The sequence below is a fragment of the Psychrobacter sp. Cmf 22.2 genome (assembly GCF_001921745.1).
Taxonomy (GTDB): Bacteria; Pseudomonadota; Gammaproteobacteria; order Pseudomonadales; family Moraxellaceae; genus Psychrobacter.
The window spans coordinates 125,309-140,174 of the sequence record NZ_MRYA01000005.1 but is presented as its reverse complement, the minus strand read 5'-3'; the positions used below and the strand labels follow the sequence as shown (position 1 = coordinate 140,174).

11 protein-coding genes and 2 tRNA genes are annotated in these 14,866 nt (G+C 43.8%); 7 read left to right on the top strand and 6 right to left on the bottom strand.

Going from position 1 to position 14,866, the window contains the following annotated elements; translation table 11 throughout:
* Positions 1–31 precede the first annotated feature (31 nt).
* The 6 genes from BTV98_RS10180 to gltX form a co-directional block, all read right to left on the bottom strand.
* Positions 32–685 (bottom strand): LysE family translocator, encoded by a 654-nt coding sequence (locus BTV98_RS10180; protein WP_058369705.1) that lies wholly within the window; start codon positions 683–685, stop codon positions 32–34.
* Between the two features lie 268 nt (positions 686–953).
* Complete coding sequence (locus BTV98_RS10175) at positions 954–2,012, bottom strand: hypothetical protein (RefSeq protein ID WP_058369704.1); 1,059 nt, start codon at positions 2,010–2,012, stop codon at positions 954–956.
* A 456-nt stretch (positions 2,013–2,468) separates the two neighbouring features.
* Positions 2,469–2,544 (bottom strand) — tRNA-Glu (locus tag BTV98_RS10170).
* A 157-nt stretch (positions 2,545–2,701) separates the two neighbouring features.
* Positions 2,702–2,777: transfer RNA gene (locus tag BTV98_RS10165), tRNA-Ala, on the bottom strand.
* A gap of 99 nt (positions 2,778–2,876) precedes the next feature.
* Positions 2,877–3,386, bottom strand: a complete 510-nt coding sequence (locus tag BTV98_RS10160; protein ID WP_075103533.1) for a hypothetical protein — start codon at positions 3,384–3,386, stop codon at positions 2,877–2,879.
* A gap of 221 nt (positions 3,387–3,607) precedes the next feature.
* A complete protein-coding gene (gene gltX / locus BTV98_RS10155; RefSeq protein WP_083606183.1) occupies positions 3,608–5,143 on the bottom strand; it encodes a glutamate--tRNA ligase in 1,536 nt (511 codons plus the stop codon).
* A gap of 449 nt (positions 5,144–5,592) precedes the next feature.
* Between gltX and rsmH the strand changes: the two genes are divergently transcribed.
* From rsmH to BTV98_RS10120, 7 genes are all read left to right on the top strand, one after another.
* The gene (gene rsmH / locus BTV98_RS10150; RefSeq protein WP_075103558.1) at positions 5,593–6,594 is read left to right on the top strand and encodes a 16S rRNA (cytosine(1402)-N(4))-methyltransferase RsmH; all 1,002 of its coding nucleotides are present in this window, start codon (positions 5,593–5,595) and stop codon (positions 6,592–6,594) included.
* Positions 6,595–6,856: 262 nt separating this feature from the next.
* Positions 6,857–7,336, top strand: coding sequence for a cell division protein FtsL (locus BTV98_RS10145; protein WP_082638077.1), 480 nt, complete (start codon positions 6,857–6,859; stop codon positions 7,334–7,336).
* Complete coding sequence (locus BTV98_RS10140; RefSeq protein WP_075103531.1) at positions 7,333–9,420, top strand: penicillin-binding protein 2; 2,088 nt, start codon at positions 7,333–7,335, stop codon at positions 9,418–9,420. The genes BTV98_RS10145 and BTV98_RS10140 overlap by 4 nt, the downstream gene beginning before the upstream one ends.
* 112 nt (positions 9,421–9,532) lie before the next feature.
* Positions 9,533–11,152 (top strand): UDP-N-acetylmuramoyl-L-alanyl-D-glutamate--2,6-diaminopimelate ligase, encoded by a 1,620-nt coding sequence (locus BTV98_RS10135; RefSeq protein ID WP_075103530.1) that lies wholly within the window; start codon positions 9,533–9,535, stop codon positions 11,150–11,152.
* Between the two features lie 91 nt (positions 11,153–11,243).
* A complete protein-coding gene (murF, locus tag BTV98_RS10130) occupies positions 11,244–12,674 on the top strand; it encodes a UDP-N-acetylmuramoyl-tripeptide--D-alanyl-D-alanine ligase (protein ID WP_075103529.1) in 1,431 nt (476 codons plus the stop codon).
* Between the two features lie 3 nt (positions 12,675–12,677).
* On the top strand, positions 12,678–13,796 hold the full coding sequence (mraY, locus tag BTV98_RS10125) for a phospho-N-acetylmuramoyl-pentapeptide-transferase (RefSeq protein WP_058369657.1): 1,119 nt from the start codon (positions 12,678–12,680) through the stop codon (positions 13,794–13,796).
* 121 nt (positions 13,797–13,917) lie between these two features.
* On the top strand, positions 13,918–14,865 hold the full coding sequence (locus BTV98_RS10120; RefSeq protein WP_256713893.1) for a putative RNA methyltransferase: 948 nt from the start codon (positions 13,918–13,920) through the stop codon (positions 14,863–14,865).
* Position 14,866 lies beyond the last annotated feature (1 nt).

Here is a 14,866-nt window from a genome sequence, read left to right as displayed (position 1 = left end):
TCTATCTCTAGAATCGCTGATCCGCATTTACTCACCCTTTTTCAGTAAGCAATTTAATTCCCAAACCAATAAACACCGCGCCGCTGATCTTATTCAGGATAGTCTCAATCGCTGGGTTTTCGCGTAACTTTTTACTAAATTTTGACGCCAGTAGTGCCAAGCATAAGCACCATATGAAACCAGTAATAGCAAAACTCAAACCCAAAATCAGAAATGATAATGCGCTATAAGTATAGTTAGCATCAATAAACTGCGGAAAAAAGGCCAGGAAGAATAGCGCGACTTTTGGATTAAAGGTATTGGTTAAGACGCCTTGCTGATATATTTTGCCGTAATCAAGTCGCTTTGCTGGCGCGGCCTTGTTATTAATGGGTAAGCCTTTTGCTATGACAGAGTCCGTCTTTTGCGTGAGCATCTTGACCCCTAAGTAGCATAAGTAGGTGGCACCAATATATTTAACAATAGTAAATGCTAGTGGAGAGTTGGCTAAAATGATTGATAGTCCTAATGCCGCCAATACCGTGTGCACTAGTATTCCAGTGACAATGCCCAGTACAGAATAGAAACCAGCTTTGTTCCCTTGTGAGACGCTGCGAGTGATGATATACATGCTATCTGTGCCAGGTGTCAGGTTCAACAAAATAGCCGCTAAAATAAACCCTAGATAATTCTCGATACCGAACATCGCAATCACTTCCCTTTGATGGTTCTAAAAATTCATACGTCCTAGAGCATTTTTATATTGTATAAAATACTTATGGGGTAGATAGTAGCGAGCATTGGATAGGTTGGCAATAGCGCGAGTAATTATAAAGTATTGCGAATAAAACTAAAAAGTGTTTTAGAAATGATAGCCATAAAACAAGCCCAATCATCGTATGTGATTGGGCTTATTATGGGTAAGTACTATTGACTAATAATCAGTTTTACTAGATCTATAATCTAACATGCTCTTATCTAACGTTGTCACCCCAAGTAACAATAGGCTTATCTAAACGGTGCTTAGTAGCGGCACTTTTGGCACCCATAGTAGCAGCGATGAAAGTTAAGATAGTGCTGATTAACCAAAATAGACCACTATACAAGGCAGCTTTACGAGCAACGTCTTCAGCTTGTTGTAGATTTTGATCAACGGTTTGTTGGGCTTGCGCGATATATTGCTCAGTTTGTGTTTTATACTCATTAAATGACTGTACTACTTCTGAACGTACTTCAGTCGCTTGCGCTTCGCTCAATCCTTCTTGCTGTAAGCGGTTGATCAACTCAGGACCTTTTAATGTCTGTTCGATAGATGCCATGCGTTGTTTTGCATACTCATCAATATTACGCCATGTATCAATACTCGTGAAGTCCATATCAGTAACATCACTTTTGGTTTCGTTAATCATCTCATCCAATACATTAGTCGTCGCTTGGATTTGTTGATCGTTTAAGTTTTGAGTATTTTTGGCTACCATAGCACTGATATCAGCTTTGCTGATGTTACCAGATACTGTTTGATAAACTTCTTGCGCTTTTTGCTGAACCTGCGTAACAGTACTATCAGGTGCAGCGATGGCTGCTGTACTTGCCGCTGATGTACCAGCTGCTGCTACACCACCTGCAGTTTTTGCTACTGTACTAACAGTACCACCAACAGCATTACCAGCCGTCGCTAGGATACCAGTTGCACTACTAAAAGTGAAAAACGTGGTTACCAATACAATTAAAGCAGCAGTCAACATACCAGTCAACGTAGCGTCTTTTTGATCGACATCTGTACCATCACCGAATAAGGCTTCGGGTGCAGAGTATTTGATAGCAAAATAGCCTGCAACATAAGCACTGACTAAAGCAGTAATAGCAGCATAAATACCAGCAGCAATACTAGTACCTTTTAGGTCAAACGGTATAAATGAGCTTAGGATTAAAGCGATGGCAATCATCGCCATGACTACGAGCAGTCCCATAATAAGACCTGCTAGCACGCCGCGCCATGAAGGGCGACGTTGAGGCGTATAGGTAGGTAACATAACAATTCCTTATCACATGTTGTTTAAACGCTAATTTGCATATCATTATTATTGATTTCTATAAAGAAGCTTGTAAAAGTCTTCATTAAGTACAAGGCAATCATAATTAATAGATGAATATATTCATAATAGCGTTAAGTAGAGAAACACTGACTTTGTGTATAAGGGTGTTAATTTGTGTCACCAAATCCGCTAAGTGTAAACTTGTGTGGCTTTGTCGTTATTAGAATTAAACTATTGATTGTAAAGTAAATATTTTATATTTTTAGACTCTTTTATATGTATAACTGGAAGGGGTTTTGAGACTAGGTATAAGTCTGCGTCTTTATACATGTGTTTTGAGCAGACATAAAAAAAGCCCATTCACAACGAATTGTGAATGGGCTTTTTAGTGGAGCAATTATTAGTCTAATCTAATACAAGCTTGTAAAAGTGCTAATAATTGACGCCGAATAGTGGCGTCCCCAGGGGGATTCGAACCCCCGTTACCGCCGTGAAAGGGCGGTGTCCTAGGCCTCTAGACGATGGGGACGCATAGAGTGTCATAACCTGTGGTTATAACGGTACTTCACAATATCAGAGAGCTTATCTATTGATAATAGTGCAAGCCTTGCCTAGGTACTGATATCGTTCTACTAGCGAGTATTTATTATAAAATTCAGTAGTACTGAGCTTTGCTATAAATAGTATGGTGGAGCTAAACGGAGTCGAACCGTTGACCCCTTGCATGCCATGCAAGTGCTCTACCAACTGAGCTATAGCCCCTCGCTAAGAGTGTGCGTATTTTAGGTAAGAGTGACGACGTTGTCAACTACTTTTTTAAAAAAATATTATTTTTTTTAAGCTAGCTAAGAATAAACATCATTATATGGCATTACCACCTGCGCTATTCCAAGCTTTAGTAAAACCTACTACAGAAAAAGGCATTATGTCATTATCATATTTAATATTTACTGGATTTATAGATTTCTTAAAAAGATCAACTACATAGTTGTGACCACGTTCTGTTTCAGGAGTTAAATCAAGGTAATAATTATCAGAATCTATGTACTTTTTGCACCAGCGTGACATTTTAACTGCCTGATTATCAAAGTTCATAGTTACACTAGTTGGAATTGTACTTTCATATTTGCATATCTGATTTCCTAGCGAAGATAGATCACTGAAATATAACCTTTGTTGACCAGCTCTTGAATGGTTTATTTCAGCTTTTAGAGTTTTTATTTCACTGCTATGATGTTCTTTGTAATTAATCCAAGCACTGCTAGTCTGCGACTCTTCCCATGATGTAGCAACTACAAACTGTACCGCTTGGCTTGCTGTAACCAAAGAAGCACTTATTATCAATGCTGTTAATTGTTTAGTAAATTTCAAATCTTTAATCTCCAACTTGATTAAACAGCTAAATTAATAGTCTACAACATTTTAGTTTTATTGGAAAATACAACTTTTGATAATAAAAAGCGTGAACCTTGCCATTTCAAGACCCACGCTCATTAGTTTTAAGTTGTAAGATAAATTGTGCTCAAAGAAGATTTTAATAATTCGAAATTTGATCGATTTTTAGAAATATAGGAATAAAAATACTAACGAAACTATTCATCCACCAAAAAATCTGGCAACTCTGCTGATTTTTTCTCAAGCTTTTTAAGTTTCTTTTTACCGAGGCCGCCTAGTACATCAACAGCATGACGCAAGCGAGTCAGGGTCATATCAGCGCCGATAATCGCCATAGAGTTCATAACAGGCGTCGATGAGGTGCTACCCGCAATAGCGATAAAGAACGGTGCCATAAAGTCACGCATCTTAATATCTAGGTGGGCCGCAAGACCTTTAAGCGTGGCGTAGATGTTTGCCTCCGTCCATGTAGGCAAGGTTTCTAGCTGCCAAAGGGCGAGTTGTAGCATCTCGATGATTTGCTCAGGCTCAAGCGATTTATGGGTAAAGCTTTCTGCATTAATATCAGGTAGGTTCTGGAAATAAAACCCGCCCCAATTGACTGCGTCAGACAATAGCTCAATGCGTGGCTGAATCGCAGTAGCGATAGCAGTGAGTTTATCGCTGTCACTGGCCCAATCGAGGATCTTGTTTTTTAACTCTTCAGGCGTGAGCGCGCGTAGCCATTCGCTATTTAACCAATTAAGCTTTTCGATATCGAAGATAGGCCCACCAAGTGACACACGCTGGATATCAAAGCTGGCAATCATCTCATCTAAGGTGAACTTTTCGGTGTCGTCAGGCATTGAGTAGCCCATACGGCCCAGATAGTTGAGCAGCGCTTCAGGTAGTACGCCAGCATCACGGTAGTAAGTGATAGAGGTTGGGTTTTTACGTTTCGACAGTTTTGATTTATCTGGGTTACGCAGTAATGGCATGTGGCAAAGGGTCGGCATCTCCCAGCCAAAATACTCATAAAGTAGCTGATGCTTGGGTGCGGAGTTTAGCCATTCTTCGCCGCGCATCACATGACTGATGTCCATCAAATGATCATCGACGACGTTGGCGAGGTGATACGTTGGCATGCCATCCGTTTTTAGTAGTACCTGCATGTCAACTTGCGCCCAAGGTATCTCAACAGTACCGCGTAGCATGTCATGTACTTGGCAGACGCCTTCGGTTGGCACGCGCATACGAATGACGTTTGGTTTGCCTTCATTGACCAATTGCTCGGTTTTTTCGGGAGCAAGGTGGGCACAGCGACCGTCATAGCGAGGGGTTTCGCCATTGGCCATTTGTTCAGCGCGCATGGCATCTAGCTCTTCGCTGCTACAAAAACAGCGAAATGCATGATTGTTATCCAATAATTTTTCGGCATGTTCTTTATAAATATCACCGCGCTCGCTCTGGCGATAGGGGGCATGTGGTCCACCAATATCTGGCCCCTCGCTCCAGTCCAGGCCGACCCAGTGTAGCGCATCCAAAATCATTTGTTCAGATTGTTCGGTTGAGCGGGTTTGGTCGGTGTCTTCAATACGCAAAATAAATTCACCACCATTCGCTTTAGCAAACGCTAAGTTAAACAGCGCAATATAAGCAGTACCGACATGTGGAAAACCAGTCGGTGATGGCGCAATACGAGTACGGACAGGACGCGAGCCATTAGGAGTAGTTTGAGTAGAGGTTTGCATGATAAAGTTCTCAAAAAGGTTGTTTATGATAAAAAATGACAATGAAAAATAAGAATGAGTAAGAAATACGAATGAATAGAAGTTAAAGTAGAAAAATAGCGTAAAATATAGCGCTAGTATAACAGAGAGACATGATATTTTTAACGAAAAGGCCGTCTAGCGCTTGACTACAGATGTATCCTTGCGATAATAACGCTAGATAAGTCATAACTTGTTTATTTTTATCTAATTATTGGCCTTGGTGGTCGTCATCTATTGAGTTGTTTGTGTCATTGTCAAAATATAAGCCAAAACCTAAACCGACATCTAAGTCAGATACCAAAGCCAACCCTTCTTCTAATACCGGAATGTCTGAATCAATGGTTAGCCCATCTTCTATGAAAAACGTCCCTACTAAAGAGGTCAACCAGCAGAGTGATCAAACGACTCAAGCACTTAGTCAAGATGATACGATGGTTGATGACGCAAGTTTTGTGCACGATGCGGTGCTGCTGCAAGAGACCGTCGCTGCGGTATTAGGGTTAAAATCCTTACCCAAACAAACAGACGGTAATGATCAAAACAGCTTACAGTTAAGTGGTATTTATGTCGATGCAACCTTTGGCCGTGGCGGTCATAGCAGGCTACTATTAAGACAGCTTGCCGATGATGCTCAGCTGATTGTCTTTGATAAAGACCCGACTGCGATTAACGTTGCTCGTAAGCTTGCAAGTGAAGACAGCCGCGTACATGTCATTCATGATAGCTTCGCTACATTGACCGGCAGTCTGGCGGCTTTGGGTATTACTCAAGTTGATGGGCTCATGGCGGATTTGGGTATCTCCTCACCGCAGATTGATGATGGTAGCCGCGGTTTTAGTTTTATGCGCGATGGCGCGGTCGATATGCGGATGGATACCAGCCGTGGACAGTCAGTAGCCGAATGGCTCGAGCAAGTCGATGATGAAACTTTGGCCAATGTGCTTTATGAATTCGGTGAAGAGCGTCATAGTCGCCGTATCGCGCGCGCTATCAAGCAGATGGACAGCTATGAGTCCACACTTGAGCTGGCAGAAGTGATTAAAGCGGCGCATCCTAACTGGCAGCGCGGCAAGCATCCAGCCACGCAAAGCTTTCAAGCCATGCGCATTTTTATTAATAATGAGCTTGGCGATGTCGATGACTTCTTAGCACAAAGTATTCCGATCCTAAAGCCAGGAGGACAGCTGGCAGTCATTAGCTTTCATTCGTTAGAAGATCGACGTATTAAGCAGTTTTTGCAGCGCCATAGTAAAGGTCAGTATCCAGAAGATGAGAATCTACCGATGCCGCCCAAGCGCCCACGTTATTTTAGTAAGCCCAAACGTATCGGCCCAAGTAAAGCTGAGACGAGTCAGAATCCGCGTGCTCGTAGCGCTTGGTTACGAATGGCAACGCGTACTGATACAGCTTATCAGCAGACAGATGCATCTTAAACCTTAGGTGAAATCATTAGACGAACCACGTATGGTTGCTAATGTTTATCTAGATGGTGCGCGAATGTGTTAATCGCTACGCCACTGTTAAAAAGCTGTAAATATTATCTGCTAGGCTCAGCAGTTAACTTTTTATTTGGTTGTTTTTTGGTCAGTTGACTGAGATATTTGATTTTATGTTTTATTGATGGTGCTGATAAGTTATTTGTAAATCTAAAACAGTTAGCGCTTTTATACTTCAAGTCCACTTTTTGAGATCGTCATGGCAATATCTGACAAACCTGCAAACCGCCACGCCGCTATGTCCAATACGACCGATGTTGGCGAACTATTCGCGCGTCGATTCAATGTCGTCAGTATCTATGTGGTTGTACTGTTGCTATTGGCAGGTGCAATCGTATGGAGCGGTATCAAAACGGCTGAAAATGTTCAGCAATATCATCAGGACTATAGAACCTTGCAAGACATGAAAAAACAAGAACGTAAGCTACAGGTAGAACACCAGCGTTTGCTTATTGAGCAGCAAACCTTTAGCGCCACGCCGCAGATTGCCAGTCGTGCGGTCGCTGAGCTGGGTATGTATTCACCAACGCTAGAAGACAAGCTGATTATTCAGCCAGGCGTCGCTACTGCGTTGGAACCAGTGGTAACTGACTCAGCTGAGAATGGTTCGTACAATGTTGGACCAAGAGCTTCTACAGATTTGTCTCCTGATGTGCCAGCAGAGGAGGCGGGACAATGAGTGATAAAAAACCAAAAAGCACTGCAAAAAACACCAACAAAAAACCAGCCAGTGGCAAAGTCATTAAGCCTTTACGCCGTGCCAATACTGCCAAAACAGATAGTAAAAACTCAAACACGAAATCTTCCAAAACAGGTACGAACAATCGTGCTGGTAAGCTATTTGGACGCCTAAAGAATAACGATAATCAAGGCGCTTACACCAGTGTCAAAAACCGCAAAAAGATCATTTTTAGCAAAGCCTCTGGCGCATCCTCGCGTGGTGGTTTTGAAAACGACAAAAACCGTTTTCGCACTATTTGGGGTATTGCCTTAGTCGTATTAGGCTTGTTGATAGCACGCGCCTATTATCTACAAGTAGCCAACGCACAGTTTTATCAAGATAAAGGTAATGAGCTTATCACGAGTGTGCGTACACAAAAATCCTATCGCGGTATGATTACCGATCGCAACGATTTGCCTCTAGCGGTCAGCGCCCCGCTTGCGACTGTGTCGTTCAGTCCGCATGATTATGCGCGCGAATACTATGAGCTCAATCGTGTCAAAATCGCCAATCCTGATAGTCCGCAGCTACAAGCACGTATGCAAAAGCGTTTAGACAATATGGATCTAACCCGCTTAGCAGCTGCCGCCAATATCCCAGTCAGCGAGCTTGAAAAAGCAGTCGCCATTGATGACAGTATTGATGTCACTGATGAAGAAGCGGTAAAAGCGGCATTACCATCGGGAGCTGGCTCACATTATCTGCCATTACTAAATAAGGTTACGCCTGAGATTGCTCAAAGTGTCAGCTCGCTTGATTTTCCTGGTGTTTACGAAAAAAACTTTTTTCAGCGTTACTATCCCCAGCCGCAGCCCAGTTCGCAGCTGCTCGGGTTTATGGGACAAAATGCCAGCGATCCTGAGGGAGGTTACGAGGGTCGTGCAGGTATTGAGCGTCAGTACGAAACAACATTGGCAGGGGAAGATGGCAAGGTCTTGGTATTAAAAGATGCCAAACAAAACAGTTTAAGAGAAATCAAACAAGTTGAACCAGAAATCGCTGGGCAGGACGTGGCGTTGACCATTGATTCGCGTTTGCAGTATTTGCTTTATAAAGAGCTTGAAAAGGCAGGGCGCTTGCAGCAAGCACGTTGGTCGACTGGTATGGTGGTCGATGTACAGACTGGTGAAGTGTTGGCGTTATCGACATGGCCATCGTTTAACTCTAACAATCTTAATGAGATGACTGGTGAAAACCAACGTAATCGCGCGCTACTTGATGTTTTTGAGCCAGGTTCGGTGATGAAGCCCTTTACCGTCGCTGCTGCGTTAGATTCTGGTAAATATACAGCCAACTCTTTAATCGATACCAACCCTGGTTCGATCCGTGTCCGTGGTTATACGATTCGTGACCATAACAATCTCGGCATGATTAACATGGCCACACTATTACAGAAATCGAGTAACGTGGCTTCGACTAAGATTGCTTTGTCTCTACCGCCTGATGCCATTACCAACATGCAAAAACAATTTGGTTTTGGGTCCAAAACCCCGCTTGAATTTCCAGGTGAGGGCGCAGGCTTGGTGACGACACCAAAAGAAAAAGAAACGGCTCGCCGTGCGACAGTCAGTTATGGCTATGGCCTACAAGTGACGCTTGCCCAAGTAGCACAAGCTTATGCAGCATTGGCCGCTGGCGGTGTAATGCATCCACTGACTTTGACTAAGACTGATAAGCCACTGCCCAGTAAGCGCATCATGGAGCATGAGCAAGCAATGTCGATTGTCAAGATGCTGGAGGCAGTAACAGAGCCAGGTGGTACTGCGAAGGCTGCAGCTATTGATGGTTACCGCGTCGCTGGCAAAACAGGAACATCGCGCCGGATTAACCCAGATGGTGGCTACTATACTGACCAGTATCGCAACGTATTTGCTGGCATGGCTCCTGCATCAAATCCAAAGTTAGTCGGTGTTATCCTGATTGAAGACCCACGTGGTCAAATTTATGCAGGCTTGACTGCAGGCCCAGTCTTTCACAATGTTATGAAAGAAGCTTTGCGCTTGTATAATGTGCCTTTAGATAAGCCTTTACAAACTAAATAAGCCACGCAAACAGGTGTCGTTTTTATAACCTATAAATGACACCTGCGGTTTTAGAGCATTCCTTATGCATGTTTGCTATGTTTTCATTTTTTCAATCGTTTAGGATTTGCCCATGACCTCATCAGCCTATGACGCTATTACGTTGCAACAACTTATAGAGAGTAATAATAATGCATTGGGGCAGCAATTATCAAAGATGGTACACAGTGCTAAAAATCCAGAAGCGATAGCGAATACTGCATTCAATAAATTGCGTTTGGATAGCCGTCATGTTGCTGACAATGATGCATTTATACTATTAAAGAGTCAGACGCAGCAAGGTCAAGACCCACAAAAAATTCATGATTACCTATTACAAGCTGGCAAACGGGCTGCTCTTATCTTTTCAGAGATCAATCCAGTAGCACTGTTTGATAATACCGATATACTACCTTGTCCTGTCCTATACGTACCTGATATTCGCCATTTTTTGGGAAGCTTAATACAGGCACGTTTGCAATATCAGCAGCTCATAACGTTGCCAACAGTCGTCGCTGTCACCGGTACAAATGGTAAGACAACGATCAGTCAACTTGTTGCACAATTAGCACAGCTGGCTGGTCACGATAGCGCGGTCATGGGAACAGCAGGTAATGGTAAGCTTGATGCATTGTTACAAGCCCGCCATACCACAGGTGATGCCTTAGCAGTGCAGCAGTTTTTGTATCATATGGGTGAGCAAAACGTCGACTTACTAGCACTTGAGGCCAGCTCGCATGGACTGGATCAAAAGCGGTTGCAAGGTGTACCCATAAAAGTTGCCATTTATACCAATCTAAGCCGAGATCACTTAGATTATCATGCAGATATGGCAGAATATGTCGCTGCAAAAGCCAAACTATTTGATAAAGCCCATTTTCCAACCTTGACGCACGCGATTATTAATATCGATGATGAGCATGCGAACGTAATGCTTGATACGGCTAAAGCCAGTAATCTGACTGTATGGACATACAGTTTGCAGGCTGATAATGAGGCAAAGGGTGCTAATTTCGTTGCTACTAAGATTGAACCTAGTCTACAAGGCGTAAAAATTACTTTACGAAGTGTACTAGGTGACAGTCAAGGTAACGATGTGAATAATATCAATATTATCAGCCCCTTGTTAGGGCATTTTAATGTGGCCAATCTGCTGGCGGCAATTGCAGCAGCGGTAGCATTAGGCATTAGCCTTGAGCACATTGCAAGCTTGGTACCACAGTTAAAAGGTGCAGTTGGACGTATGCAGCGCGTGCCATCGACCGATGGTTGCTTCATCGTGGATTACGCGCATACTCCTGATGCTTTGACACAAGTGCTAGATAGCTTAAGAACGCATTGCCAAGGCCAGCTATGGGCAGTGTTTGGTTGTGGCGGCGACCGCGATGCTGGCAAACGTCCACTGATGGCACAAGCGGGATTGTCTGGTGCTGATCAAGTAATATTAACTGCCGACAATCCGCGCACTGAAGATCCCAATGTCATTTTGCAAAACATGCAGGCTGGCATGAGTGAAGAGCAGTATCAGCGTACGCATATCGAGCCTGCCCGCCAACGGGCGATTGAGTATGCAGTGAGTCACGCCAGCGCCAATGACATTGTGGTTATTGCGGGCAAAGGCCATGAGACTTACCAAGAGATTAACGGTGTTCGTCATGATTTTGATGACAGCGTCATCTTGCAGCAAGCGCTACAACAAGCGGGACGCATATAAGTATATGGTTTTCTGCTTAGCCAAATATAACCACCAAGCCAAATCGATCAAAAACAACGAATTACAGTAGTCACCATACAAGGCAATCACTATGACAGCTGGCAACAACAACACCATTCAGTCGCAAGGACTTTATGTCTGGCAAGCAGATAACTTGCTGGCGGCTACAGAGGCGCTTAGCAGTCACTGGCAACAAGGTCAATCAGGCACAAAGATTGGCGTTACAAGCAATCGTATCACAACCGACACGCGCACCATCAAAGCAGGTGATATATTTTTAGCACTAAGTGGCGATAATTTTGATGGACATGACTATATTAATGTCGCTGCTGCTCAAGGTGCGGTCGCAGCAATCGTATCACGTCCGATTTCTACTAGTATTCCACAATTGGTAGTAAGTGATACCCGTTTGGCTTTGGGGCATTTGGCCGCTTATCGTCGTCAGCAGCACCAAAACTTGACGGTGATCGCTATTACGGGCTCTAGTGGTAAGACAACTTGTAAGGAGATGCTCGGTAGTATCTTTGGCCGTTTGGCACCGACACTTATTACTCGTGGCAATCTTAATAACGATTTAGGCGTACCGATGATGCTGCTTGAGCTATCTGATCATCATCGTTATGCCATACTAGAGCTGGGCGCCAACCATATCGGCGAGATTGCTTATACGACCGAGATTGTCCGACCTGATGTCGCCTGTATATTAAATATTGGTACAGCGCATTTAGGTGAATTTGGTAGTCGTGAAGGCATATGTCAGACTAAAGCTGAAATTTATCACACGTTAACGGACGCTCAGTTTGCTATTGTTCCTGATAAAGATGATTTTACCAACCAACTGCGCCGCATCGCCGAAAAGCATACTTCACACGTGATTGGTTTTGGCAATACTGATGTCAGTGCCAGCCACTTAGACGTAGAGCCTGAGCGCAGTGAGTTTAAGCTGCATGTGAGCAATCAGGTTCATGATATTAATTTGCCTCTGGCAGGCGAGCATAATGTGAATAATGCTCTGGCTGCTGCTGCTTGTGCACATGCGTTGAACATCGATGTCAGCGATATCGTCATCGGTTTAGAAAATGCCCGACCTGCTAAAGGGCGCTTAAACAGTCAGCTCTTAGGTATGCATAGGCTCATCGATGATACTTATAACGCCAACCCACATTCAGTACGTGCTGCTGCTAAAGTATTAGCAGCACAAACAGGTACGCAGGTCATGGTATTGGGCGACATCGCAGAGCTTGGTGATGCCGCTGTCAGTGAGCATCAAAGCCTTGGACGGACTATTGGTGCCACGGGTATCGATGTACTGCTCTGTGTGGGCGAATATGCAGCCTATAGTGTTGCCGGTGCAAAAGAGGTGAGTGCGATCGGTGCTCATGCCTTTGACGACAAAGAAAGTCTACTAGAATACTTGCAGACGTTTTTGCAAGCGCAGCAAGCCAAGCCTTGTACCGTGTTGTTCAAGGGTTCTCGTTCCATGCAAATGGAAACACTTATTGATGCGCTAGTTGAGGAGTAGACGGTGTTAGTTTGGTTGTTTGAATGGCTTGGTCAGTATTACACACCGTTTTTTGCGGTTTCTTCGTTGACACTACGGGCGTTACTTGCGGTCATTACCGCGCTTAGTGTTAGTTTGTTTTTTGGCGGGCGGGTTATCCGTCATCTACGCTCACTTAAGTATGGTCAGGCGGTCCGTGATGACGGCCCTCAGTCGCATCTAATCAAGACTGGAACGCCCACGATGGGCGGTGTTTTGATTCTGACCTCCATTGGGGTTGCCACACTATTATGGGCAAGGCTGAGCAATCCTTACATTTGGATTTTGCTGATTGTAATGATTATTTTTGGCGCTGTCGGTTGGGCAGATGATTGGCTAAAGATTAAATATAAAAACCCTCAAGGCCTCATTGCCCGTAAAAAGTATTTTTGGTTGTCTGTTGGTGCATTATTTGTCGGGGCTTCCCTTTACTATATAGCTACGTTACAGCCTGACATGGCAACGACGCGTGAGATGCAGGATCTGCTGATTCCTATTTTCAAGAACTTAGCGATTCCATTTTCGGCAGTGCCATTTGGTATTGGTTTTATTATTTTTACCTACTTTGTCATTAATGGTGCCTCTAACGCAGTCAATTTAACGGATGGCTTGGATGGCTTGGCTATTTTGCCCATAGTGCTCGTCGCAGCAGGCTTGGGTGCGATGGCATATGTGTCAGGTGATGTTAGATTCTCAGCATATTTGCATGTGCCTTATATTGCCTATAACTCTGAAGTTATTATTGTCTGCGGTGCGATGATTGGGGCCGGTCTTGGGTTCTTATGGTTTAATGCGCATCCAGCACAAGTCTTTATGGGCGATGTGGGGGCTCTGGCGCTTGGTGCGATGCTAGGTACGATTGCAGTCATGACGCGGCAAGAGATTGCTTTTGCTATTATGGGTGGTCTGTTCGTCGCTGAAGCACTGTCGGTCATGATTCAGGTAGGCTCATATAAACTACGTAAAAAGCGCGTCTTTCGTATGGCGCCATTGCATCATCACTTTGAGGAAATCGGTTGGAAAGAGACCCAAGTGGTCGCCCGTTTTTGGATTATTGCTATTGTGTTAGTAGTATTAGGTTTGATGACTCTCAAGCTACGTTAACTTAAAATCTTAATTTATCCAATAACAAGCCATCTTTGATCTGTCGAGATGGCTTTTTTATCACTTAATAATAGTTAATTTCGTTCGTTGCAGCTGAATTTTGCTAATATGCTCATCAACTATGTCTGATTTTGAGTTGCCTGTGTCCTTATTTACTTGTCCTATTTGCCACTCACCTATGCAGCCTGCTAAAGATACGTGGCGCTGTGATGGTAGCCTACACCCTAAGCAAACTTCGCATCCATTTGACGTGGCAAAGCAAGGCTATGTCAATCTGCTACCGGTCCAACAAAAAAAATCCAAAGCACCGGGTGACAGTCAGCAATCTATTGATGCTCGCAAGCGATTTTTGGACGCAGGATACTATCAGCCTCTACAAACGCTTATCTGCCAGCAGATGACCCAGCTACTGGGGCAAAACGATACTGCTATGAATTGGCTGGATATTGGTTGCGGAGAAGGCTATTACACACAGGCAATGGCGCAAACTGGTATGGATACTTTAATCGCTGCCGATATCAGTAAGCCTGCGCTTGCCAGCTTGGCTAAAGTCAGTAAAGCGGCAAACTATCTTTGGTATCAACAAAATATCGATGGCAAACAGACTGACACTAAGATAGCAGCTATTTATCCATTAGTGACCAGCGCTGCGCATTTACCTTTGCGTCCTCATAGCATGACAGGTATTAGTAGTATATTTAGCCCGATTCTACCAGAGGCATTTGCAACGGTTTTACAAGAAGAGGGATATCTATTGATCGCCAAGCCGGATGTCAGGCACTTGGCGAGTATACGTGAAGCCTTGTTTGATAGCGTACGTGAGCATGACTCCAGTAAGTTTTTGCCCACTTTAGCGCCTTATTTTGAGCTTGTAGACACGCATAATATTAATACATCATTAAGCTTACCTGCAGGTGAATTAGCAGACCTACTGACCATGACGCCTTATGCTTATCGCGCTCGTCCTGAAAATCGTCAAGCATTGCTGGCCAGTGCTGAGACCGCACCATTTATAACCGAAGCAAAATTTGTGGTATATGTATTAAAAAAACGCACAACTTTATCGTGAG